Below are 23,123 nucleotides of genomic sequence, written 5' to 3'. Positions count from 1 at the left end.
TGTAGCTCACTTATACTTATACTAATTCTCAAGCCGTACTCTTAACCATGGTTTTTAACTGAGGCCGATCATAATTGTCAGAATCGCTTCCCATTGTGTGGGGGTCAGCCTCCCACACAACTACACAACTACCCACCCTCCAAACGCTACGCGGAGATCGTCACGCCGGTTTCGTAAAGTTTTTCTTCGGCGATGAGCTTGACTTGATATTTTCCGGATAAACCAGTTTTGTTGATGAAGAGGTCGACATTGCGAGGATCAGCTTTTTGGAAGGTACCTACACACATGGCTTGGAAATTCTGAGCGACGGTATTTACGGGATAACGTCTTACCTCACCAGCCTCGTCTAACAGAAGTAATTGTGCCATTTCGCCGGTTTCAAAGATGGCGTTAAAGGTCATGCGGTCCTCTTCCTCCATGATGGATGCCTCGTAATGGTCGGGTACTAATTGACCGGTTTCTTGAGCTTTGATCTTCATTTTCGTGGTTTGGGTCTCGATTAAATTGCCAAGAAGTTTTCCGGCACCTAATTCAGCGGTCTCATTGGCATAGTAAAGGGGCAGCTTTTCTGCACGATAGCAGTTAGCAGGTACGTGTAATTCATACATTAAGACATCATCTTTAAGTTCACAGGTAATGGAGTTGAAGGTAATACTATCCTTAAATTCAGGCTGCATTACTTTCATAACAGCCATTCCCTCGCAGGTCTCACCATTCTCATAGCCGATTCCTCCGGAATGAACCATGTAATGTCCTTCATTATAATACTCTACATTACAGATATACGGAGAGAAGAATTCAGAGCCGCGCTCTTTACCGTATTGCCAAATTTGTTCAATGGTCATCTTCTCTGTATTAATGCGATATCGAACGCCACGGGAGAAGTTTTTGCTGTTAGCCAGGTAGTTTTCTTTATTTTTAGCTCTAAAATGGCCGTTGTCAAAGAGCATAACATCCCCATCCGGCAAAATAACACTGGCATGCTGTTCATATTGCCAGTCAAACTCTCCATCGCCAACCGGTGTAAAGAAATATTTATCAACCATTTCCTGCGGCCAACCCTCAGGATCACCAATGATCCAGTTCAACTTGCCGGTTTCGAAATCAAGGTTAATCACGGCGTCCTGATGACGACCGGAGAAAGTCAGGCTGTGGGTTTTCTTATCATACCAAACGGCATTGTTATGGAACCAGTCATGCTCGTCTTGACTGCCCGAACCTGCTACATCCTGAGGCAGGACGTTTTTGTAATCCCAAGACTTTAAGACTTCACCCGTGTTAGGATCGATCAGTAAGCACATGTCTTCAACCGTACCTGAATAAAAATCAAAGGACAGCACCAGGATATTGCCATCTTCCATGACGAATTGGTCGTGATGATAACCACTAGGTGTGCGGTATTCTTTAAAGATCTTACCGCTAAAGGCCATTTCGTAAAGTCCTGTTGTAAAATAAGGCATTTTAACCAAGCGCTCAGTTCCAATTAAAATATGTCCATTAGGCATGCGCTTCACATCGAAGGCAAAATTCTCGTTGGAATACCAGCGAACATCCCCTGCATAGTCATAGCCTACAGGCATAGCTCGCATAGCAGCTGTCAGGAACATCATATTATGTCCCATATACTCAGGTGTTGTCTTAATCGAGGTTGCTAACGGCACATCGGGGTGAATAGGACCTGTTTGAATGCGAATCGTGTTTTTCTGACCATTCGCCATCACAATTTCAACGGTATTTTCATAATCGACATAAAGTCCGTAAACAGGCAGGATATGCTTCTTGCTGGCAGGGAAGGTATGGCGAATATCTCCAGGGTGTTCTTTCCCTTTAACAACGATAGTAGCTTCCGTCATGACCGGAGTTTCGAATAAAACCATAGCCGTCAAAGGGCAAACCCCATAGGGATTTAATTTAACCAGAGGGTTATCAATCGTATAAGTGCCAGCTTCGAATTCTGCTAGCATTGCTTGCTCTAAGTTATGTTGCTTCGTGATAATATGGGCAATCTGTTCATGTTTAATTTGATTCATCATGGTTTAACCCCTTTCAAACTTAAGTTAATACGCGGTTCCACTTCCGCTTGATGAGCGGGCTATTACAATAGTAGCCCAAAACCACTCTCAGGGCGTAATATAGGTTTTGTTATAATTGATATGTGAAAAATACTATCTCCTTACAAGTAGAACGGGTGTTGGATGCTTTGCAAGATCATTTTAATAGAAGAAACCCATGAAGAGGTAGTTAACCGCAACAGCGATAACCGTGACCACAAGCACTGTAATTCCACCATATTGATAAATATCCTTCGCACGAATCCATTCAGTATTTGGGAACAAGAGGACGGATGCTGCAGAGGCAGCTGGGGTCAAAATCGCAATGGTACTAACAACCATAATTAAATAGGAAATTTGTTCTGGATGGATGCCAATAGTCGCAGACATGCTGATGGCTACTGGTAAGAAGATGGCAACAACCACCATATTAATCATGAAGTTGGTCAGCACAAGTGTGATTGTCGTGATTGCAATAACAAACATGACTGGGGATAAGCTAGTGAGCAGCGGAGCCATGTTTTGCTGAAGGAAGGCATTAATCCCAGTGGAAGGGCTCATTAAGCAGCCACCGATGGCTAGAATAACTAAAACCATAGCCACCATATTCCAAGGTATCCCATTACGAGCGAAGGCAGCAAAGTCGAAGATGTTCTTGCCATCGACTTTGATTAAGGAAAGAAAGGCAAAGACGAATACCATAACCCCAACAATGCCCATGTTATTAAGCAGATACCAAAGCGGAGTGCCTTTTGGTAATAGGCTTGGTAAAAGCAAGAGGACGATAAAGCATCCTAAAGCGACTAAAGCAATTTTTTTCACTTTAGTTAATTGGAGATCCTTAGGGTCAATCATCTCACCCGTTAGTTCTTTGAGGGGTGTGATATCTAATTTAAAGACATACTTACAAAGTACAAGATAAGCAATTATGGAAAGAATACCTACCGGGATGGTGTATATAATATAACGAATCATGTTACCTGGTTCACCCATCAAGTTAGCATAAACCCCTAAGTTTACAATAGCATTATTACCCCAAGGCATTGCCGAAAGGCTCAAGGCCCCCATCATGGCAACCCCGAAGATCATTAGGGTCGGGAATTTGTCAAAAGGTTTTTGCTTGATGGTTTTAGTAATGGTGTAAACGATTTCCCAGACTAAGAAAATACCGATAAAGGTGTTGACTAAGCTGCAAACGACATAAGCGGTCACTAAGATCATGAAAATCAAACGCCAAGGGTGCCCCTGTATAAACTTACGGCTCATGAGCCAAGAAGCTAAGAATTGGCTGACTCCTGCTTCCTCTAAGAACTTAATTAGAGCAAAGGTAAGTATCATGAAATAAAAGGCATCGCTGCCCCAGCCCATGACGATGAATTGCTTCATATTGACAACACCCGACAATGGGAACATTAAACATGCTAATAAACTAGGCCAAACATGCTTGGTTACTGTCCAGCCATAAACCGTTGCCAGAAAGACCAAAAACACTTTCATTCCGATGGGGGTAATAGGTGCCGGAGCTGGCAAAATCCAGCCTAAGCCTGCAATCACAAAAAATCCAAAGACTTTCAATAATTCTTTATCCATGCCTGGTTTTGCATCGATACTCTTCAGTTGATTATTTATCGGTTGCACGTTGCTTGGTTGCTCTTCTGATTTAACTGCCATTGTCTAAACCCTCCTCCAATCATTTTTTCGTAAGGGATCTAAGTCCTCATCACCAACCCTTCATATAATGGGCTTACGGATTGCTGCCCCCAATCAGTGATTGTGCAAGATTTCGCATGGTTTGGCATAGCCTAATCCGAATAAAACGATTATCTTTTTCTATTGTAGATTAGAGTAATTGATCTGCATAATATAGGTTTTCTCATAGGTATTATGTCAAAAAAAATATACCCACTGGGTTTTAACCCTCGTGAGTATATTGAAAGTTCAGTGGTGCTTCATAGTGTATCCGTAATCAACTCTTTTACAATCGTCAGCAATTCCCTTTCAATAAACGACAAGGACTCTTTGCTGGAATAAAGTATATAAACATTAGATGGCTCACTTAACTCTTTAATAGGAACAACCTTGATCATGCCACTTTTTACATACAAATCATCATAGGCTAAGATTTCGGGAAAAATTGAAAATCCAAAGTCATTACTGATCAGTTTTTTCAAAAGTTCTACATCTTCAACTATGACAGGTTTATGCGAGGAACGTTCTAAGTCTTTAGAAAACCTGGAATAGTTTTCTTTATATGAAATCATCTTCAAATTCCTTAGTTCAGATCTACTGACCCATTCCCTATCAGCCAAAGGATTCTTACTGCTTATAAAAAGAGACAATCTTAAACACTCACCCCCTGGAATAACCTCCCAGGCAATATCTCTTTCTTTGAGCTGTTGGATAAAATTGTATTCAAGATCTACTCTACAGCTTATAATCCCTATGGAATATATGCCTTTGTCCATCAGATCTACAATTTCGTAAAAAGACGCCTCATGAATATGAAGATTAACGTCCGGATAAAGGTCTCGAAATTGCCTAAGAAGCCCCGGCACAATAGCATTGGCGAAGGCAGCCGGCACTGCCATCCGGAGATTTCGAATCAAGACCTTAGTCCCCTCCATAATTCCGATCATCTTGTCACTTAAGTTCAGTATATTTTCAGCCAGCCTTAAAATTTCCTTCCCTTGCTCCGTAACAATAACTCCTGCATTGCTCCGTTCGAATAATTTAAGACCCAGTTCATCTTCAAGATTATTGACGGATACACTTAAAGAAGGTTGGCTGATAAACAAGTCACTGGCCGCTTTGGAAATTGATTGTTGCTCTTGAATTTTAATAATTTGTTTTAACTGTTCTATGCGCATTATATGTTAGACTCCTGCATATTTTCTCGATTTGTCTCGATAATCATATTAATCAGCTGCTTAGTTAACGGCGATAAGGGTTCAGCCCTAGAATATATTAAGTACATCGTCACTTTCATCTGATCCGTAACGTTTTCTATCCCTCGCACGTTAAGTAATCCTCGCTCAAAATAAATATCATTAAATAAGAAAAACCGCGGAAAAATTGCAATACCTTCATTGGCAGCGATAACTGATTTTAAAACCTCACGATTATAAACAACAATGGATTGATTCTTTGGTTTTATCCCAAACATTCTTAAAAAGCCTTCCGTGAAGCCGTAATAATCTACAAAGGTCATTTCTTCAAGATCCGCTAAGGTGACGACTTCTTTTTTTGCTAAAGGATGCTGATTTCCAACGATTAAGCCAAAATAGTCCTTAATCACGTCTTGATAGGCAATATTGCGAGCATCAAGAAGCATCTTCATAGTATCATCCTGCTCATCAGGCCAGCCCGTAACCCCCAATAAGCAAGTCCTGTTTGCCACTTTCTCAATCACTTCTAGAGTTATATCTTCTGTAATCATTAAGTTAACATTCGGATACATCTTATAAAAACGTTCAATGAGTTGGGACGCAAAGGCATTAAAAACAGCTGGTCCAAGGGTCAAACTCAGATTCCCCGCCAGATCTGCTTCTCTACTTCCAATCGTTTTCATTTCTTCTACATTATTGATGATTTCACGAGCCAGTCCCAAAACTTCTTTACCCTGAGCCGTCGGAATGAGACCCGCTTTATTACGCCGAAAAATCTTATAGCCCAATTTAGCTTCCAGATTCTTAACAGAGTGACTAAGCTGCGGCTGACCCATAAAAAAAGTTTTGGCTGCTTCGGATATAGATTTTTTATTGTCAATTTCAATAATATGCTGGAGCTGTTCTATGCGCATTGCCCACCTCAATCATTGTTATAAAACGCCATTTTCTATAATCATAATAGCATTTAAAGCAGATGATTGAAAGTTGAAAGACTCCACCCCTCTTAAGAAAGGCGGAGTCTTATTATTTTACTCCAACAGCATGATCGATTTCATTCATCCAATCAGCGAATGCTGCACAAGGAGTTGGGTGAGCAATCTTCGTTTTTCTAAATAGGGCATTATAGATTGTTTTAATCAGCGAAAAGGAATACATCTGTTGATAAGCGCAATCCAAAATAGCACTCATAGATGGATGATCCTCCTTGATCGCTGGTGGTTGATAATCCACGGAAATCTGTCCAGCGTCATTCGTTGTAACTCTGATAGAATCCTTGATACGTTGGATCTCCTCTTTTGAATACTCGTACATACTAACTCCTCCTTCATCCCTTATCTACGCTGATGTCTTTGTGTCTCTATCATAATACCAAGGACGCCAGAAGTGAAATTGGAACTTAGTATAAGTTGTATTAGTTTTTTCTATTTGTCAGAATTGTTTCCCGTTGGGTGACTTTACAACAAGGTCCTCTTTTGGCACGTACCTCTCAGAAAGCCGCCGGACTACTGCCGCAAAATAGGATAACACAAAAAATCCCGGCACGATTCACGATTGCCGGTTTTTTTTGCGTTAATTCATAGTAACAACAGGTCGCTCTCAATATACCCTCTATACCCCAACAGAGCTAGATTCCTCTCCGTAATTTGGGGAAACTTATCCAAACACAGCCGGATAATAAGTAACCCAACCTCCGCACAAATTCCTAACTTGAGTAAATCCGTGTTGAGTCAAGATTCGATAAGCAACGTAGCCTCGCAGCCCAATCTCGCAGTAAACGACGATTTCCTTATCTTTGGGAAGTTCCGATAATTTGCTGCGCAGGTCATTGACAGGGATATGCAGCGAGCCGGGGATAAATTTAGCTCTACGTTCTTCTTCATCCCGTACATCGATGATACATATATCTTTTGCTTTAAGTTTACTAAGTTCCTGCCAATGAATCATGCGAACATCGCCATTAATGATGTTTTCCGCCACATAACCGGCCATGTTCACAGGATCTTTAGCCGATGAAAAGGGCGGGGCGTAGGCCAGTTCGAGTTCCTGCAAATCATAGATAGTCCCTTTGTTACGGATTACCCCGGCAATGTCATCGATCCGTTTATCGACACCCTGAGCTCCGACAGCTTGGGCACCCAGGACTCGGCCATTTTTATCAAAGACAAGTTTTATGGATAATCTTGTTGCTCCGGGATAATACCCGGCGTGGGAATTAGAGTGAGTAAACAACACCTCATGAGGAATTCCTAATTTCTTAAGCATTTTTTCATTCGCCCCGGTGGACGCTGCCACTAAATCAAAAACCTTGGCAATTGCCGTACCTTGGGTACCCTTATACCGGCTGTCCCGACCTGCGATAACGTCGGCAACAATGCGGCCTTGTTTATTAGCAGGACCTGCAAGCGGCAAGAGGGCAGCTTGACCTGTTACTAAATGTTTTACCTCAATGACATCGCCAACAGCGTAAATATTAGGGTCTGAGGTCTGAAGTCGTTCATTAACTTTGATGCCGCCTAACTCTCCGATAGTTAGCCCTGCTTCCTTAGCTAATTTAATTTCCGGTTTTACACCAATAGCCAAGATCGTTAAATCAGCTTGTACTTCCCCGCCGCTTTGGAGTGTAATAAGCGTCCCATTATCCTTTTTAGCAAAGGATTTCACCCCATCTTCCAAAATGAGGTTGATTCCTTTATTAAAAATGTGCTCATGGAGAATTGCAGCCATTTCAAAATCCAGAGGAGCCATGACCTGATCGCTCATTTCTATAATCGTTGTATCTACTCCTCTGGCATGGAGATTTTCGGCCATTTCTAAACCGATAAAGCCCCCTCCTACGACTGCTGCCGTTTTAGGTTGCTGTTCATCGATAAATCGTTTAATCTGATCAATATCTGTAACATTACGCACAACAAGAGCATCGATGTCATTGATCCCGGCAATCGGCGGACGAAGCGGAGCTGCCCCGGGAGAAAGGATCAATTGATCATAAGATTCTCGATAGACCTTACCAGTGCTTTCTTGGACTTCGACGGCTTTTTCCTCAGGAAAAATACGGGTAACCTCACTAAAGATTCTCACATCAATACGAAAGCGGTTTCTCATAGCTTCAGGTTTTGAGACCAAAAGAGCTTCCCGATCATTAATAACTCCACTGACATAATACGGTAAGCCGCAGTTTGCATATGAAATATGTTCTCCCCGCTCAAAGATAATGATTTCCGCCTCTTCATCCAAACGGCGCAAGCGTGCTGCAGCGCTGGCTCCCCCTGCAACTCCACCGACAATGAGCACTTTTTTACTCATTACAACATCTCCTTTAGCATTTAGATTATCTCAGTTAACCAAAGTTTATGAAAATAATAACATGATTATTTGGCATTCACAATCGAATGTTAACTAATAAGTTTTCGGGAACAGGCCCGGTGATAGCTTGCCCAAACCTTGAAACATCCAGGCATCTCCTGAATCTGCCCTCGAGAAGTAGCCCTGGAGCTTTTCAGTCGATCCATCATTCAGCGTCACGATCATTTTCACTCTTGCTTCCTTGGCATCCTTGACCGCCCTATGCGGTTCACTCATAGACCAGAGCTCTATTTCTCCAAGCTCAATATTTGAGGATTGGGTACGCAGCTTATTCAGCAGGGCCGCCGTTCGGACAGCATAATCGTCCTGGTCTCCTTTTTGTCTAAAGTCGGCCTCCGCTTGGCCGGTTTTGATTTGATTATCAATAAATTGGCTACAAGCCTTGTAAACATTCTTTCTCGCCTGACTATCCGGCCAAGTGGAAAACCCAGTAACATACCATTGACCTAAAGTTTTTATTAATTCATGAGGTCCTCTGAAATACTCACCGTTCAAGATAACCGATGCTCTGTTGGGGTCTTTCAAATTAAGGGTCATAGTAACATTTTTGCCAATCTCCTGCCTTATGAACTGCCAGTACTTCGGGCCTTCCATTTCCAGCAAAATGTTTTCCAGCGCTTCCTGAGGGATCGGGTCATAAGTGTTAATAAAAATTTGCTTTATATCATCAAGCTTTGGGGATTCTGATCCATATAAGTAAAGAACTCGAAGCATAAGATCTCTGATATCACTTTTCTGCTCAGTTTGCTGCAAGCCTTGGTCACTGAACTTAAAGTCCCCAGTGTCCATAATCCAGCTTTCACCGTCTTTAAAAGCGGCAAAATGCAGCAGATTTTCTCCCTGTGTTAGGGTATATAAAGGGGAGGGCACCTCAGTGACAATCTCTTTTCCATTCGGTTCTATGCGTACCATAATATACTTGACACCAGTATCGCTTAACTTGAAAGTTGTAAATATGATATCCCCGGTAGTTTTAATATAGGAAGCCTTATATATCTTCCAGACAGTGTGAAGATTTCCTTCATTATATAGGACTCTCGACGCGCCGGTTTTAAGGTCGTACTCTGCCAGTGTATATCGGGCACCGCCCTGAGGGGTGTCCACATCGTAGGAAACCAGGAGCCTTTCATCATCGATATCATGGATAATAACTTCCCCTGTAAACAGTTGTTTCTCGGGAGCTTCCCCATAATACAGGCCGTGGGCTACTCCCACCCGCTCGCCCTTACTGGTGAGAATGGCGCCGCCGGCATCCCCTCTGTAAACAACATCACCCTCCTGAAATCTCCCCCTAACTTTCACCATCTGCTTCGAATATGTATCATAGGCATAATAGTTGGGAGTAGTATCCAGATGCAAATATAAGGTTCGGTTATCAATTCCCCAGTTTGTATTGTAGATATCCGTCTCATATTGCAGCGGCACTTCTGCTAAACTTCGCTTAGCAAGATCCAAAATCTTAACCGACTTATGGGAAACAATCGCTAAACGATTACCGTCCTCCGACCACGCCTGACTTATTACGAATTCTGTTTTACCTAGGTATTCAGCCTTTTTTTCACTGAGGTCAACCAAATATAGATCAATGAACTGCCTGGGCATCCCTATTAGGACTAGCTCATTCTCTGCAGCCATATTTTGATTGTTTATTTTATAAGTCACAAAACATTTTAGATCCTTCGAGACTGTCAGCGGGAGCATTCCATCCTTCCGGTAAAAATCCGAGTCTAAAAAGGTCTTTTCGAGGGATTTCAACTTTAAGATTTCCTCACTTGGCGAGGGAACACTCTCACTAAGCGTAGCAGTTGACAGGATGTCTCGATCATTCTTAGCTTGATTAGATACTAAAGAGGTCAGCCCTAAAACACCAACTACCGTTGCTATTATGATTATTTTAACTACCCGGAAAACTGGTCTTTGAGAGAACTTCATAATTACCCTCCTCAGAATTTTCCCTAATATAACATCTGACAAGCCTCGGAATTTGACTCATCCCTATCTTTTTCGCCGAGCAGTCCTCAATTCCTCCCGCTAACCACCCACAATAGTTATTTCTTAGTTACAAATCATTGATCGCATGTAATTCACTTGGCCTTGAAAACGAGGGATAATCCATACTTGGACACTCACTGCTATGTAGCGGGATTCGGCTCCACAGTTACCCTAAAGATTTCAAACTTTTTGATGATAGAGTAATTTCCAAACCCATATCATTCAAAATATTTAGCTAAAGGAAACTTCGGGGAGAAATCAATATATTTTTCGAAAAACTTGCTGCATTGACCGATGATGATACCATTGACTAAAGCGCAGATGACCGTCCCTATACCAACGCCGCGCAGGCTGTGAAAGAAAAGGTAAGACATTGCGATGGCTACTGCACAGCTGGTGCAGTCATAGGCAATTTTAAATTTATTAATATCTATATGGTACTTTTTCGAAACTTCTTTCACGAACAACTCGTAAACTTCAGGAGAAAGATACGTGTGAAAAAGCAAAGAAATACCCATTGCACATAAGAGCATACCCAACAGATATAATGGGATGCGTACACTCAGCGTACCAGCGACCACATCCCGCAGGCTCCAGATCCAACCATCCAGAATTACGCCATAAATAACAGCAGTGACAAAAGAGAAACAGTAGGACAACTTAAACTGACGCAACACCAGGCATACAAACACCAGCAGTACGGCCTGCAGAGTATATTCAGCCATGCCAAATGTGAGAAAACTAACTTTTAAAGAGATTAGATAGGCCGGAGCAACTACCATAGAAATTCCGAGATCCGCTTTTTCCATAAGTGCCACACCAAGGGCCAGAATAATCAGCCCCAACACATAGGCCATCTCAGCAAAGTTTATTATTTTTTTCATAACTTCCTCCTACATAAAAAATGCTATATCCATCGCTGTTTGATATCAGAAACAGCAAAAGTTATAGCAAATTACTTTTATTTAATTAAAATAAGCCTAGCATGATTTTGAGGCCTTCCTAAAATACTCAGCCACTACTGCCATCATCTTCGCAGCCACACTCTGACCTCTCGAAATAGGATTAACATAGGTATGATCTATCCATCCTTTTATTACAATAACTCCAGTTTCTTTTACTATATCAAGAATATCGTCACTTGTTAAGTGATAGCGCTACTTTAATTTCTCAAGCATACTATTATTGGGATGGTTTTCACTATTCTTAAGTACTGGCATTTCAGGTTGCCCTGGCTTTGGATCTTGTTTAGAGCCGAACTAAGACTCAGCCTTTAATAGAGGCCGAACTGGGGCTAAAGTCTAAGTTTCTTATTGAGCTGATGGCCGGAATAGTTTTTAGGTGCCTATAAAAATGCTACCTAGCCCATTCCGAATTGTTGTTACTTTTATATGTCCAATCTACGGTTAAAGTTAGCTTTTCCAAAAAACATCCTAAAACACTATCATCTTAACATTTTTGACTCGAATGCAGTTTAAAACAAAATGCTGGTGTGAGAATTTCTATCTTCTCAACCAGCATATTAAATATTTCTTCATTAAACTCTTCAAGCAGTGAATCTCTCTTCCTCTGGGACTCCTAAGAGGATAGTTTATTCAATTGACCTTATGACAAGTCAAAAAAATATTTTAACTTGTCATAAGGGTTGTACCTCTCCCCTAACTCAATAGCCTAAATCTACAGGGCCTAGATATTCTCCTGCTTGAGTGCATCAATAATGTTTTCCTTTTTAACTTTGGCGCTGGAGTACAACATGGCGGAACTGACAATGATAAACACGGCCACAATAACATATAAAATACTTATCCAAGGAAGGGCGAAGCTATAGCTAAAGCTGTTCATCAATGACCTATGGATTAAATACATCACAACTATGCTGATCGGCAGACCGTAGAACAAGGACTTGATTCCATAAAAAATGCTCTCATAGTTTATCATTTTACTAAAGCCTTTTGGGGTCATCCCCACCGATTTTAGCATCGCAAATTCTCGCTTGCGCAGGGAAATACTGGTTGAGATTGTATTGAAAATGTTGGCAATCGAAATCGCCGTGATCAAAACGATAAAGCCATAGGTAAACACTGACATAAACAGGATCATCTGTTCGTCATTCTGTCTGCTTTGGTAAACATTGTAAATGGAAAGATTATTCTCTTTCAGATCCTCAATTTGGTGTTGTGTCGCGATTGGATCCGAACTCTTCAGTAAGAGTTGTGTATGAACATTGGGAATCTCTTTATCCTCCATTAATTGATCCAGGACTTGTTCAGAGACAATGATCGTTAACCCGCCTACTCCTGCCGGAAAGACACCCATGGGAGATTGATCCGTCAAGGCGGCGATTTCTATTTGATTTAAAGGCCTCTCTTCTTCTGTCTCTCCAACGGTATAGAATAAATCAATCCTTTCCCCGATTTTAGTACTAATTGCTTTTGTTTCTACATATTTCCCCGCTTCCCTATCCTTATAGGGGATGGTCTCTATCACAATTCCGGTTAAATTATCCGGGTTTACCAGCTGTTCATAATCTGCACCAATCTTATCCGCGTAGGCTCGCAGATTCTCCTCCTCTAAAGCATGCAAATCGATGTAGTAAGGATATTTTCCGTTCTTAAGCATACTCTTATCTTGATTCACTTGCTCTTGTAATTCCTTGGCTATTGATTCCTGGTTCACCCAAGCGTTCAACGTTAAATCTCTCATAAGACTATATTCTGTGACATTATCCAGGGCAGCAATGGATTTCAGCAACTGATCCACAATTTCTGTATCTTCCCTTTCCGTTGACACTTGAATATCAAAATTCACGCCATCCTGGGAGAGCTCCAGAGATTTTGTTAAATTGGCGGTAAAAAATGATACTGCTAAAAACAGAACGATGCTGATGACGAGTGAAAATACGGTTGCTTGGTACCGGCGTTTGTTTCTTTTTAAGTTTTTTAAGCCTATTTCTGCTTCGATTCCGAATAGCTTGCGCATGAACTTTGAGGTTTTTACTGCTTTACCAGTCAGCTTAACATCGGCTGTCTGCCGAATCGCGTCAATAGCAGAGATTTTAGAGGCCTTTCTGGCGGGCAGATAGGCTGAAATGAAGATGGTCAGCATCGATATTACACAGGCAGCCAAAATCGACAAAGGGGTTATGGACACGGTTAGCTTTACTGACTCTCTTAACGCTCCTTGGATCAGCGGGTTAACGAACCAAAAGGTAATGCCCATTCCGCCAAGGCCACCAATGATTCCCAGGGGAATACTGATTAAACCAATGACTGCTGCCTCAAATAACACCGAGTTTCTTTTCTGCCTTTTTGTAGCCCCCACGCTGGAGAGCATGCCTAAATGACGGGAACGTTCTGCCAGGGAAATTGCAAAGGCATTATAGATTAACGAAACAGCGCCAATAATAATGATTCCCATAATGACCGCGGATAGTGAATAGATAGTGCTGTTTAAGTTATCGTTATTCGTGACCCCATAATAGCGCAGCAAATTATTATTAAATTGGATCTTGTCGATTTGAATTTGGTTTTTCTTAGCCAGCTCTTCTGCATGAGTGTAGAGTGAGCTTTTAACTTTACTTAGCACAACCGAGGCATTAACAGTTTCAGTTGCTCCTATCATGCTCTCATCGATATAGCTTATAATCGTATACCCCGGAGCCCAAGTCGGTTCCCAGGTAGGCCGTTTGATGATTCCTACCACCGTGTAACTCTTAGTTAGACTACTTTCAAAGGTTTCGGTTCTTTTACCATTCTCTGATTGTAAGGGGGCACGCTGAGAAAGTTCTTGACTTTCTTTGTTGAACCGTTTACCTATATCAAGTATTAAAGGATCCCCAATCTCGTAGTTTACTTTGGCATTTCCAGCAATTTCTTCTGAAATTACCACTTCACGGTCATTCTGAGGAAGCCGCCCTTGACTCAATTCAATGGGAAACTGTTTAAACCCTTGGGCATTATACTCCTTGAGAAATAAATAGGGCTTATTTCTATTTTGTCCTTCCTCTAAAAGAGCATAGCCGCGATCTCTGGAGATAACCAGGGCTTTGGTTGCTTCATCATTTTTTACTGCTGCGAGCTGCTCCTTGTTCACATCTTTGTATAGAACATGCCATTCCCCATCACTGGCAATCGTCTGCTTTTGCAATAATTCCATAAAAGACACACTAATCGTTGCCACTGCCGTCACCATGGCGACGGATATAATCACGCCCAGGATTGTTACAAGGGTGCGTCGTTTATTTTCCTTCAAATGTCTTATGGTTAGTTTATTAATAATGTTCATCGACGAAGCACCTCATCCTTCGTGATCCGCCCGTCTTCTATGGTCATGATTCGATCTGCCTGTAAGGCTATCCGCTCATCATGGGTAATGACAATCAGAGTTTGCCGAAATGTTTTATTGAACATTTTAAGAAGCTCAATAATTTCATGACTGCTTTTACTGTCCAGATTTCCTGTCGGTTCATCCGCCAACATGAGGGCAGGATTATTGATTAATGCTCGTCCTATGGACACTCGTTGCTGTTGACCTCCGGAAAGCTGATTGGGCAGATGGTTTAAGCGCTCGGTTAAACCCAGGGTGCTGAGTATTTCCTTGAGTTGCCCTTTATCAGCCTTGCGCCCGTCCAATAGTAAGGGCAGGGTGATATTTTCTTCTACACTGAGAACGGGGATAAGGTTATAAAATTGATAAATAAGACCGATTTGTCTGCGTCTAAAGATGGCCAGCTTCGTTTCGTCAAGACCATAGACATCCGTGTTTTCAAGCATTACCTTGCCGCTTGTGGGCCTATCCACCCCACCCAGGGTATGGAGCAGGGTCGATTTCCCTGAACCTGATGGTCCAATAATTGCAACAAATTCCCCTTTGCTTACAGAAAACGAAATATTATCAAGGGCCTTGACGGCGGTTTCACCCTTACCATAGATCTTAGACAGATTTTCTACTCTTAATATTTCCATACTAACTCACTCCATTTCTGATTTCCTATCCTGTTAATGTTAGTATAGCTGCCTAATATAACTCTACAGTGACTATTTAAGTGACAATTTAGTCACACAATGCTTTTATAAAACTTGATCGTAAATTGTGTCCCTTTATCCTTTTCACTGGTAACTTCTATACTACCACCTTGGTTTTTGACAATGCTTTTTGACATGGCCAACCCAATCCCTATACTGTCATTGTGCGCATTTCTCCCTTTATAAAACCGATCAAATATGTAGGGTAAGTCATGCTTATGGATACCCTCACCCTGATCGGATACCTTAATAAGGGTATAAATTGGGGTTTCACTAAAGCTGATACCGATCGTTCCACCGCAAGGTGTATGTTCGAGACAATTTTTGATAATATTTGTCAAGGCTTCTGACGACCAATTAAAATCCCCCCTAAATTCAGTATGCTCATCTCCGCTGATTTCAAGGGTTTGCTCTTTTATTTCCATGGGGATTAGTAAATGTTCAATTGAGCGTGTGATAAGGTCTTGCACATTTACCGGCTCTTTCTTAAACTTAATTGTTCCTGCATCAATCTTCGACAGCTTGAGGAGTGAGGCCACAAGCCATTGAAGTCTTTCAAGTTGGGAGCGAATATTTTGTGTGAATTCCACACGCTTATCTAGGGGTAGGTTTTCATCACTTATCAGGTCTGTCATAACAGACATTGAGGTGATGGGAGTTTTAAGCTGGTGTGAAATATCTGAGATTGAGTCTGCAAGAAAACGCTTGTCTTTTTTCAAGAGGTTGGCTTGCTCAGAGAGGGTTACGGTTACTTTATATAGTTCACTTTTAAGGATGCTAAGCTCGCCTTCATCATTATCTCTAATATCCAGGGAGTATTCGCCACCTGCAATTCGCTTTAGATATTCGGTTAACTTTTCTATTTGCTGATATCTCCATCTCGTAAACAGGAAGGATACGGCAGCCATTAAAAGCAACGCTGACAAGGCAATGATCCCCGAGACGGGATTAAAAAAATAGCAGGCAACAAAACCTACTATTACAACTGCAGCCAGAAGTGTGATATATAGTTTAATTTCTTTATTTCGCAACACCTTAGCTGCCCCCCTTGTATCCGATTCCACGAACCGTTTTAATAATTGATGGGTTTTGGCTATCATCCTCGATCTTTTCGCGCAGACGTTTAATATAGACCGTTAAGGTATTATCATTGACAAATTCCCCTGCAAAATCCCAGAGACCTTCTAGAAGCTGATTACGGCTGAGGACTTGTCCCTCGTTATTCGCAAATAATAAGAGCAAGCGATACTCAAGAGAGGTTAATACAATTTCCTGCTCTCCTTTATAGACCTTTGCCAGGGCAGTATCTATCTTAAGTTCACTAAACTGATAAACTGTTTTTATAAGCTCTGTCTTGTCATACCTACGAGTAACAGATTTAAGACGAGAGAGCAGCTCTCTTATGCGAAATGGCTTTGTTATGTAGTCATCAGCGCCCATATCGAGACCCATAACGACATTAACCTCGTCATCGATTGCCGTTAAAAATACAACTGGGATATCTTCCTTGGCCTTGATTAATTGGCAAAGATCATAGCCACTGCCATCCGGAAGGGATAGATCAAGGATCGCTAAGTCAAAGCTATTCTCATATAGTGTAGTTTTTGCTGACTTAACATCCACACAGTGAGTTACAAGATATCCCTCTTGGGTGAGTGAGTAGCAAAGACCTGAGGCAATTATTCGATCGTCTTCAACAAATAGTATTTTCATTTTGCCCTGATCTCCTTGTTTTCTGTGATCAATTCCCTTAACCATTTCAGCCCACTTTATAATTAACAAGGCTTCTCATACTCTTCCATCGTGTGTTTCGGTTAAATTCAACAGTATGGTATTAGCCACACTATGTCAAGACGAAGCACACCCCAAGATAGGGGAAGCAAGCCGTTTCGTCCCATACTCTTCGCGGAGCTGCATCAGTACGACATGAAGGCAGCTCTGTACTCTTGATTCGATATCAATATCTTGATAGAATATGCATATAATAGGCATGGAGGTGTTCATGATGCCAAGCATTAGACCCAGTTCGGACTTAAGAAATAAATACAATGAAATTTCCGAGTTTTGCCACAAATATAATGAACCTGTTTATATAACAAAGAATGGACAAGGTGATTTAGCCGTGATGAGTATTGAGACCTATGAAAAGCTTGTTGGAAGATTTGAGCTTTACAACTTGCTTGACGATGGGCTTGATGCAGTGAAACAAGGGAAAACAAGACCTTTTCGCCAAGCCCTAGAGGATATTCGGAAAGGGCTGGTCTAATTGAGCACATACAGCGTTCACATTTCCGAGTTAGCGGAAAGGGATTTAAAGGAAATAGGCCGCTATATTGCTGAAGAATTTTTAGAACCCACTATTGCCCTAAAGCTGGTGGATAAAATCGGCGATGCAGCTCTAGGACTTGAAGAAATGCCGCAGAGAAACGCTCTTGTAGCCGATAAAAGATTATCCACTTTAGGAATGAGAAAGCTTTTGGTAGACAATCATATTATTTTTTATGATATATCAGAAAAAGAGAAAACTGTGATGGTAATTCGGATACTCTATGGCAGACGCGACTGGCTCACGCTGTTATAACCATAATCGCAAGATTTTACAAAATCTCGCGATTTTCTGATACAGACAAAAGGAGCATCACGTTTCATGACGCCCCTAACCAAATCAACCATTACTCATCCAAGCGAATACTTCATGGACTGGATTATTTCTCATAGGCCTTGATTAATTCAGCAATATCAAATTTCTTCATTTCAAGAAATGCTTCAGTCACTTGTGCCAATTTTGTAGCATTCTTAGTCTGCATCATCTCATTCATGATCGTGGGAACAATCTGCCATGAAAAACCGTATTTGTCCTTCAACCAACCACATTGTTCTGCTTCAGGGACTGCAGATAGCTTATCCCAATAATAGTCGATTTCTTCTTGTGTATCGCACATCACCATCAAGGAAATGGCCTCATTAAAGGTAAAGTTGTGCTCATGAGCGCTGTCCATCGCTGCAAAGGTTTGGTTTTCAAGTACAAAGTCGACATGTTGAATCGTGTGAGCTTTGTCCGGGGCAGCATCCTCACCGTATCTATACATATTACCAACACTTGAATGTTCAAATACTGTTGTATAGAATCGGATGGCGTCTTCTGCATTTCCACACTGATCCCCGACAAACATAAGCGTTGGGGTTATTTTTTGCTTAATCTCAAAATCACCCATGTACATTACTTGCCAAGAAAGGCCGTATTTGTCCATTACCCATCCAAATTTTTCGCTAAACGGATAGGCGTTTAAACCCATCAGCGCCGCGCCATTTTCGATAAGTTTCCCCCATAACCTTTCAACCTCTGAGACAGAACTACAAGCAATCAGAAAGGATACCGCTGGCGTAAATTTAAATAATGGTCCCGCAGACAGCAACATGAATTCTTGTCCAGCAAGCTCGACAGTGATCATATCCACGGAGCCTGATGGTGTGTCATTTAAGATAGTTTTGTCCTTGAGTTTTGATCCTTCAAATAGGGACATATAGAACTTTGATGCCTCATCGGCTTCCTTGTCAAACCATAAGTGTGTGACAATCTTTTGCATATAGGTCTCCCTCGCATTCACGCAGATTTTCTTCAATTATACTGCGTATTTAAAGAGACTCCAAATTTATAGAAAAACCGCTCCTCTTCCGGGATCCCAAGAAGAACGAGCGCCTGGGTGCAGGTCAAATTCGTCACCATTGACGAATTTGGATTACCGCCACTATCGAGGGAAGCAAGCAGTTTCGTCCCCTGCTCTTCGCAAAGCTGCATCAGTACGACATGAAGGCAGCTCTTCAATTTAACAATTCTTATCCTTCAAAGTTTCGATGTATTCGTTTCCCCAAATTGCCAATTCTGCTAACACTTTTTTAAACTTTATCCCTATATAACTTAAAGAGTATTCGACCTTTGGCGGAACTTGAGGGTAAATCTTTCTTTCAATCAATCCGTTCTCCTCCAAAGCGCGTAACTGTTTCGTCAGGGTTGACTGAGTTAAATCAGGCAACTGCCGCTGCAATTCTCCAAAGCGCATAGTCTTTTTCCCGAGATGGTAGAGAATAATTATTGACCATTTACCAGAAAGAACCTTCTGTGCTGTTGTATATGGGCATATCCCAAATAAATCTTTCTCCAATTCCCTAATCTCCTCACTATAGTATTTATTTAGATACTATGTATCATAAATAATCGTACTTGTTATTTCAAGACTTTTATTGTAAATTTATTGTATAAATTTGAAAGGAGATTTCTTTAATGCAAGAAGTTTTAGATTTCTTAAAGAAGTGCCAGACTTATTACTTAGCAACCATCGATGGAGATCAGCCACGAGTTCGTCCCTTTGGAACTGCCAACATTTTTGAGGGCAAGCTTTATATTCAGACTGGTAAGGTAAAGGACGTTTCAAAGCAAATGACAGCAAATCCCAAAATTGAAATTTGCGCATTTAATGGCCAAGAATGGATTCGTATCCAGGCCGTTGCAGTAGAGGATGACCGTGTTGAAGCAAAGGAAAGTATGCTTGAAAGCTATCCTACACTTCAGTCTCGGTACTCTGCTACAGATCCTAACACCCAGGTATTGTATTTGCAGGATGCAGTAGCTACGATAGCATCCTTTACAGGTGAACCTAAAATAATTAAGTTCTAATTTGCCATTAAATAGCCACTTAAACATTACAAGCCACCTGGCACTGTGATATGCTCCCCATTTTCGGTAGTAGGTTAGAATTATTTAACCTGTCTACCTTTAGGAGAGCATCCCTGTGAACGGTGGCTTGTTCTTTTCACATCTTTAATCACTCAATGCCCACGCAAAACATCCTATGAATTGTTCTTTACTTTTCAACATATACTTATAACAAGTAACCGTGGTCACGGTGATTACATTGACTACGATGACTATTGACAAATCCCTTTAGTGGCACAGGCCACTATCATGTCAAAGCTTTTAAACTATAGGGGGGCATTAAAAGGGGCCGCATAATTGCGACCTCTTTTAACTACACCGGAAGTAGCAAGACCACTTTTGTGTAAACCGTCAGTTAAAAAGATGCATGTTTATGATTTGCTACACGAAGGCAGAGAAATTGAAAACACTGCGAGGCAACTAAAAAGCACCTGCGAATTGCGCGGGTGCTTTGTCTTATATTTATAGATTTGCAGTTTTTTTCTCTAAAGCCTTAATTCTGCTCTCATAGTCGTTAAAACTATTATCAGCAGCAATAACGAATGACTTAATTATTTGTAAATCTGATTTTACTTTCTTCATATCAGATTCTAATGATTTCTGCCCATTTTCTAGTACTTTCTGTCCTTCTTCCAGTACTCTCTGTCCTGCTTCTAGTACTCTCTGTCCTTCTTCTACTTTGCCCAACCTATTTTCAATAATCCGCTGTCCCTCAGCCAGGGTTTTGAACATATCCCGAACTTCTTCAAGTATTACACCCACCTGATTTTCGTTCATAAGTTCACCACCTTATAGTATGTTCTATCCTTTTTATTATACCATAAGTGGGTTTTGCAAAGGTAATAATATTGTGAACCAAAAATAATCAAGTTCTAATTTGCCATTTAACTATTACAAGAAACGGCTGTGAACGGTGGCTTGTTGTTTTCACTTATTGAAGCACTGAGCAATTAAATCACATCAAAAAGACTCATCACGGGTTCTTATTCGAGGTATAAAGTTGTGAAATGGTAGATGCCCTTTTTAATGTGCTTCAGTAGACTTGATGCTGTAATGGTCTAAACCCTTCTGCCGAGCGAACATTGAACAAGACCTCCATGCCTTTGGCTTACATTTATGAAATATTATTTTTTAGAAATTAGGTTTGTTGGGCCTGGGCAATTCACATAAGCTAGCTTTAGAAGTGAGATACTTATATAAACCAAAGTACCACACCTAAGCCAATTGCGTATTCAATTTAAGACGATAATCTATTGACAACCCCACTATTGCGTGTTACTATATAGCAGTAGTAAGTAATACTTAATACAGGTTATACAGAATAGCATGGGGGGATTGTGCTGGAAAACCTAACGGAAATGCTCAAAGGCGTGCTTGAGGGCTGTGTCCTTGAAATTATAAGCCGCAAAGAAACCTACGGCTACGAAATTACGCGGCGGCTGAACGCCCTCGGCTTCACAGATGTTGTGGATGGAACGGTGTACACCATTCTGATCCGGCTTGAAAGAAGCAAGCTGGTAGTGATTATCAAAAAGCCCTCTGACATGGGGCCGCCACGAAAGTTTTTCACTCTCAACGACGCGGGGCGTGAGGAACTGCGGAGGTTCTGGGAAAAATGGGAATTTGTATCATCAAAAATTATCGAATTGAAGGAGACAAAACAATGAATTTTTGGGGAAAAATCACAGGCAGTGACATGACTTCAGAATTGAAAACTTTTGAATCGCGAGCCAAAAAGCTGCCTGCTGATTATCAAGCGGCATGGGGGGAAATTAATGCCAATCTTTGGCCGCACTCAGATTTCACCGGTCGCAACCTCATGCCAATTCTTGACGGTGTTCTTGGTCTGCTCGAAGAAACAGCGGCGGACGGTCAGAGTGTCCAAGAGGTTTTGGGTGACGATATCAAAGGCTTCTGTTCAGCGCTGGTCGGCGAAGAAGGGGCAAAGTCTTTTCGCGACAAGTGGCGCGAGCAACTTAGGCATAATATCGCTAAAAAATTAGGTAAATAGGAGGATAAAATGAGAATACAAGATATCATCGAAGGAAAAAAAGAGTGGCGAGCGCACGTGGCGCGTGTCAAAGCTCTCCCGCAAGATTATCAGATTGTTTATAAAGAGATTCAAAAATATCTCTTTAAGGTCGGCCCTGTTGAGCTAACCGACGGGACGGGTTTGCTCTCGGGGATTATCGATCTTTTTGAAGAGGGCGCGGCCTTGAGGAAAGGCGTGCTCGAAGTGACGGGCAGTGACGTAGCGGCTTTCTGCGACGATCTAATTAAAGATTCAAAAACTTACGCTGACATCTATCAAGAATCTGTTGACCAAGAATTTAACAAGGCCATCAAGAGTACAGATGCAAATCCCTAATGTCATCTATAAAATGCACTAAAAAACGGGCCGAAAAATACAGTTTTTCAGCCCGTTTTTTGCTCTTATTTCGTTTGAAAACCACAATATCTTGTGGTTAATATGTCTCATTTGTCCTTTTAACCACAATTTGTCATCAGTATTATACTCTCAACGTGCCTTGCCACAGAAACATATCCACCGGCTGCACCTCAACCACCTATATCCCCTGCTCTGCAGTATCCCCAAATCCCGTGCCAAAGTCCTTGAATCACAGGAGACATAGATGATCTGATCCAGCCCCAGCAGGCCTTTACTAATCAAATAAGTCATAATATCATCCCGAGTACACACCGCTTCACTGAGGGTCACGGTTCCCGCATCGATTAAGTCCTTGGCATTTCCCAGCCAGACATCCGTACCATGGGAAAGTCCGGATATACAGATTAGATCCGTGAAGGCTTTGGGCCTGGTATCTAAAAGCATTCCTCTGACGAACTTCGTGCCAAACTCAGGAATTCCAAAGGTTCCGACCTTAGAATTGATCTGCTCCGGGGTTACCTCTAAGGCTTCGGTGGAGGAGAAGATGGACATGGTCTCCTGATCATCCATGGGTATGGTTAGCGGGTCCACGCCGGTGATATCCTGAAGCATTCGGATGACCGTCGGGTCGTCATGACCCAGGATGTCCAGCTTTAAGAGGTTGGAATCAATGGAGTGATAATCAAAATGGGTGGTTATAAT

The 23,123-nt window shown here is 41.6% G+C and carries 22 protein-coding genes and 1 pseudogene; 6 read left to right on the top strand and 17 right to left on the bottom strand.

What is annotated here, in order from left to right; genetic code table 11:
- Positions 1-146: 146 nt before the first annotated feature.
- The 12 genes from BUB11_RS25485 to BUB11_RS25430 form a co-directional block, all read right to left on the bottom strand.
- The gene (locus BUB11_RS25485) at positions 147-2,030 is read right to left on the bottom strand and encodes an aryl-sulfate sulfotransferase (protein WP_073033341.1); all 1,884 of its coding nucleotides are present in this window, start codon (positions 2,028-2,030) and stop codon (positions 147-149) included.
- Between the two features lie 183 nt (positions 2,031-2,213).
- Positions 2,214-3,722, bottom strand: coding sequence for an SLC13 family permease (locus BUB11_RS25480; RefSeq protein WP_073033327.1), 1,509 nt, complete (start codon positions 3,720-3,722; stop codon positions 2,214-2,216).
- 278 nt (positions 3,723-4,000) lie between these two features.
- Positions 4,001-4,918 carry a LysR family transcriptional regulator gene (locus BUB11_RS25475; RefSeq protein ID WP_073033326.1) on the bottom strand — a complete coding sequence of 306 codons (918 nt, stop codon included), beginning with the start codon at positions 4,916-4,918 and terminating at the stop codon, positions 4,001-4,003.
- Positions 4,918-5,850 carry a LysR family transcriptional regulator gene (locus BUB11_RS25470; RefSeq protein ID WP_073033325.1) on the bottom strand — a complete coding sequence of 311 codons (933 nt, stop codon included), beginning with the start codon at positions 5,848-5,850 and terminating at the stop codon, positions 4,918-4,920. The genes BUB11_RS25475 and BUB11_RS25470 overlap by 1 nt, the downstream gene beginning before the upstream one ends.
- Before the next feature lie 112 nt (positions 5,851-5,962).
- On the bottom strand, positions 5,963-6,250 hold the full coding sequence (locus BUB11_RS25465) for a hypothetical protein (RefSeq protein WP_073033324.1): 288 nt from the start codon (positions 6,248-6,250) through the stop codon (positions 5,963-5,965).
- Between the two features lie 342 nt (positions 6,251-6,592).
- Positions 6,593-8,242 carry an FAD-dependent oxidoreductase gene (locus BUB11_RS25460; RefSeq protein ID WP_073033323.1) on the bottom strand — a complete coding sequence of 550 codons (1,650 nt, stop codon included), beginning with the start codon at positions 8,240-8,242 and terminating at the stop codon, positions 6,593-6,595.
- A 93-nt stretch (positions 8,243-8,335) separates the two neighbouring features.
- Complete coding sequence (locus BUB11_RS25455; protein WP_073033322.1) at positions 8,336-10,234, bottom strand: hypothetical protein; 1,899 nt, start codon at positions 10,232-10,234, stop codon at positions 8,336-8,338.
- Positions 10,235-10,512: 278 nt separating this feature from the next.
- Positions 10,513-11,178 (bottom strand): YczE/YyaS/YitT family protein, encoded by a 666-nt coding sequence (locus BUB11_RS25450; protein WP_073033321.1) that lies wholly within the window; start codon positions 11,176-11,178, stop codon positions 10,513-10,515.
- Between the two features lie 802 nt (positions 11,179-11,980).
- Positions 11,981-14,578 (bottom strand): ABC transporter permease, encoded by a 2,598-nt coding sequence (locus tag BUB11_RS25445; RefSeq protein ID WP_073033320.1) that lies wholly within the window; start codon positions 14,576-14,578, stop codon positions 11,981-11,983.
- On the bottom strand, positions 14,575-15,258 hold the full coding sequence (locus BUB11_RS25440; RefSeq protein ID WP_073033319.1) for an ABC transporter ATP-binding protein: 684 nt from the start codon (positions 15,256-15,258) through the stop codon (positions 14,575-14,577). Before BUB11_RS25440 ends, BUB11_RS25445 begins: the two co-directional genes overlap by 4 nt.
- Positions 15,259-15,350: 92 nt before the next feature.
- Positions 15,351-16,352: a sensor histidine kinase gene (locus BUB11_RS25435; RefSeq protein WP_073033317.1), complete on the bottom strand. Its 1,002-nt coding sequence runs from the start codon at positions 16,350-16,352 to the stop codon at positions 15,351-15,353.
- A gap of 1 nt (position 16,353) precedes the next feature.
- A complete protein-coding gene (locus BUB11_RS25430) occupies positions 16,354-17,031 on the bottom strand; it encodes a response regulator transcription factor (protein WP_073033339.1) in 678 nt (225 codons plus the stop codon).
- 292 nt (positions 17,032-17,323) lie between these two features.
- Here BUB11_RS25430 and BUB11_RS25425 point away from each other — a divergent pair, with 292 nt between their 5' ends.
- Together BUB11_RS25425 and BUB11_RS25420 are read left to right on the top strand one after the other, a co-directional pair.
- The gene (locus BUB11_RS25425) at positions 17,324-17,584 is read left to right on the top strand and encodes a type II toxin-antitoxin system prevent-host-death family antitoxin (protein WP_073033316.1); all 261 of its coding nucleotides are present in this window, start codon (positions 17,324-17,326) and stop codon (positions 17,582-17,584) included.
- Positions 17,585-17,899 carry a type II toxin-antitoxin system RelE/ParE family toxin gene (locus BUB11_RS25420; RefSeq protein ID WP_073033314.1) on the top strand — a complete coding sequence of 105 codons (315 nt, stop codon included), beginning with the start codon at positions 17,585-17,587 and terminating at the stop codon, positions 17,897-17,899.
- Positions 17,900-18,023: 124 nt separating this feature from the next.
- Here the strand turns inward: BUB11_RS25420 and BUB11_RS25415 are convergent, their stop codons facing one another.
- The 3 genes from BUB11_RS25415 to BUB11_RS25405 are packed head-to-tail and all read right to left on the bottom strand — an operon-like array spanning position 18,024 to position 19,481.
- A complete protein-coding gene (locus tag BUB11_RS25415; RefSeq protein WP_073033312.1) occupies positions 18,024-18,905 on the bottom strand; it encodes a VOC family protein in 882 nt (293 codons plus the stop codon).
- A gap of 32 nt (positions 18,906-18,937) precedes the next feature.
- Complete coding sequence (locus BUB11_RS25410) at positions 18,938-19,117, bottom strand: DUF3102 domain-containing protein (protein WP_084110568.1); 180 nt, start codon at positions 19,115-19,117, stop codon at positions 18,938-18,940.
- 28 nt (positions 19,118-19,145) lie between these two features.
- On the bottom strand, positions 19,146-19,481 hold the full coding sequence (locus BUB11_RS25405; RefSeq protein WP_073033310.1) for a winged helix-turn-helix transcriptional regulator: 336 nt from the start codon (positions 19,479-19,481) through the stop codon (positions 19,146-19,148).
- Between the two features lie 119 nt (positions 19,482-19,600).
- Between BUB11_RS25405 and BUB11_RS25400 the strand changes: the two genes are divergently transcribed.
- The gene (locus tag BUB11_RS25400) at positions 19,601-19,993 is read left to right on the top strand and encodes a pyridoxamine 5'-phosphate oxidase family protein (RefSeq protein WP_073033301.1); all 393 of its coding nucleotides are present in this window, start codon (positions 19,601-19,603) and stop codon (positions 19,991-19,993) included.
- A gap of 501 nt (positions 19,994-20,494) precedes the next feature.
- On the opposite strand, the gene BUB11_RS25395 is transcribed toward BUB11_RS25400, so the two are convergent.
- The gene (locus BUB11_RS25395) at positions 20,495-20,809 is read right to left on the bottom strand and encodes a hypothetical protein (RefSeq protein ID WP_073033299.1); all 315 of its coding nucleotides are present in this window, start codon (positions 20,807-20,809) and stop codon (positions 20,495-20,497) included.
- Positions 20,810-21,372: 563 nt separating this feature from the next.
- Between BUB11_RS25395 and BUB11_RS25390 the strand changes: the two genes are divergently transcribed.
- From BUB11_RS25390 to BUB11_RS25380, 3 genes are read left to right on the top strand one after another with little or no spacing between them, the layout of a single operon-like run.
- A complete protein-coding gene (locus BUB11_RS25390) occupies positions 21,373-21,699 on the top strand; it encodes a PadR family transcriptional regulator (RefSeq protein WP_200797994.1) in 327 nt (108 codons plus the stop codon).
- Positions 21,696-22,043, top strand: a complete 348-nt coding sequence (locus BUB11_RS25385) for a DUF1048 domain-containing protein (protein WP_073033295.1) — start codon at positions 21,696-21,698, stop codon at positions 22,041-22,043. Before BUB11_RS25390 ends, BUB11_RS25385 begins: the two co-directional genes overlap by 4 nt.
- Positions 22,044-22,052: 9 nt before the next feature.
- Positions 22,053-22,400: a DUF1048 domain-containing protein gene (locus tag BUB11_RS25380; protein ID WP_073033293.1), complete on the top strand. Its 348-nt coding sequence runs from the start codon at positions 22,053-22,055 to the stop codon at positions 22,398-22,400.
- Between the two features lie 285 nt (positions 22,401-22,685).
- On the opposite strand, the pseudogene BUB11_RS25375 reads toward BUB11_RS25380, so the two are convergent.
- Positions 22,686-23,123, bottom strand: a pseudogene (locus BUB11_RS25375) (DNA polymerase III subunit alpha); the annotation flags it as partial.

The organism is Desulfosporosinus lacus DSM 15449 (assembly GCF_900129935.1).
Lineage (GTDB): Bacteria > Bacillota > Desulfitobacteriia > Desulfitobacteriales > Desulfitobacteriaceae > Desulfosporosinus > Desulfosporosinus lacus.
Note: the sequence above shows the minus strand (reverse complement) of the source record. Positions and strands in the feature narration are given on the sequence as shown.

What these genes read in the sequence shown, in the direction of transcription:
- BUB11_RS25425 (WP_073033316.1), top strand. Translation starts at nt 17,324, where the DNA reads ATGCCAAGCATTAGACCCAGTTCGGACTTAAGAAATAAATACAATGAA.
- BUB11_RS25430 (WP_073033339.1), bottom strand. Translation starts at nt 17,031, where the DNA reads ATGAAAATACTATTTGTTGAAGACGATCGAATAATTGCCTCAGGTCTT.
- BUB11_RS25475 (WP_073033326.1), bottom strand. Translation starts at nt 4,918, where the DNA reads ATGCGCATAGAACAGTTAAAACAAATTATTAAAATTCAAGAGCAACAA.
- BUB11_RS25380 (WP_073033293.1), top strand. Translation starts at nt 22,053, where the DNA reads ATGAGAATACAAGATATCATCGAAGGAAAAAAAGAGTGGCGAGCGCAC.
- BUB11_RS25400 (WP_073033301.1), top strand. Translation starts at nt 19,601, where the DNA reads ATGCAAGAAGTTTTAGATTTCTTAAAGAAGTGCCAGACTTATTACTTA.
- BUB11_RS25395 (WP_073033299.1), bottom strand. Translation starts at nt 20,809, where the DNA reads ATGAACGAAAATCAGGTGGGTGTAATACTTGAAGAAGTTCGGGATATG.
- BUB11_RS25485 (WP_073033341.1), bottom strand. Translation starts at nt 2,030, where the DNA reads ATGAATCAAATTAAACATGAACAGATTGCCCATATTATCACGAAGCAA.
- BUB11_RS25415 (WP_073033312.1), bottom strand. Translation starts at nt 18,905, where the DNA reads ATGCAAAAGATTGTCACACACTTATGGTTTGACAAGGAAGCCGATGAG.
- BUB11_RS25440 (WP_073033319.1), bottom strand. Translation starts at nt 15,258, where the DNA reads ATGGAAATATTAAGAGTAGAAAATCTGTCTAAGATCTATGGTAAGGGT.
- BUB11_RS25460 (WP_073033323.1), bottom strand. Translation starts at nt 8,242, where the DNA reads ATGAGTAAAAAAGTGCTCATTGTCGGTGGAGTTGCAGGGGGAGCCAGC.
- BUB11_RS25455 (WP_073033322.1), bottom strand. Translation starts at nt 10,234, where the DNA reads ATGAAGTTCTCTCAAAGACCAGTTTTCCGGGTAGTTAAAATAATCATA.
- BUB11_RS25445 (WP_073033320.1), bottom strand. Translation starts at nt 14,578, where the DNA reads ATGAACATTATTAATAAACTAACCATAAGACATTTGAAGGAAAATAAA.
- BUB11_RS25450 (WP_073033321.1), bottom strand. Translation starts at nt 11,178, where the DNA reads ATGAAAAAAATAATAAACTTTGCTGAGATGGCCTATGTGTTGGGGCTG.
- BUB11_RS25410 (WP_084110568.1), bottom strand. Translation starts at nt 19,117, where the DNA reads ATGCAGCTTTGCGAAGAGCAGGGGACGAAACTGCTTGCTTCCCTCGAT.
- BUB11_RS25480 (WP_073033327.1), bottom strand. Translation starts at nt 3,722, where the DNA reads ATGGCAGTTAAATCAGAAGAGCAACCAAGCAACGTGCAACCGATAAAT.
- BUB11_RS25385 (WP_073033295.1), top strand. Translation starts at nt 21,696, where the DNA reads ATGAATTTTTGGGGAAAAATCACAGGCAGTGACATGACTTCAGAATTG.
- BUB11_RS25465 (WP_073033324.1), bottom strand. Translation starts at nt 6,250, where the DNA reads ATGTACGAGTATTCAAAAGAGGAGATCCAACGTATCAAGGATTCTATC.
- BUB11_RS25470 (WP_073033325.1), bottom strand. Translation starts at nt 5,850, where the DNA reads ATGCGCATAGAACAGCTCCAGCATATTATTGAAATTGACAATAAAAAA.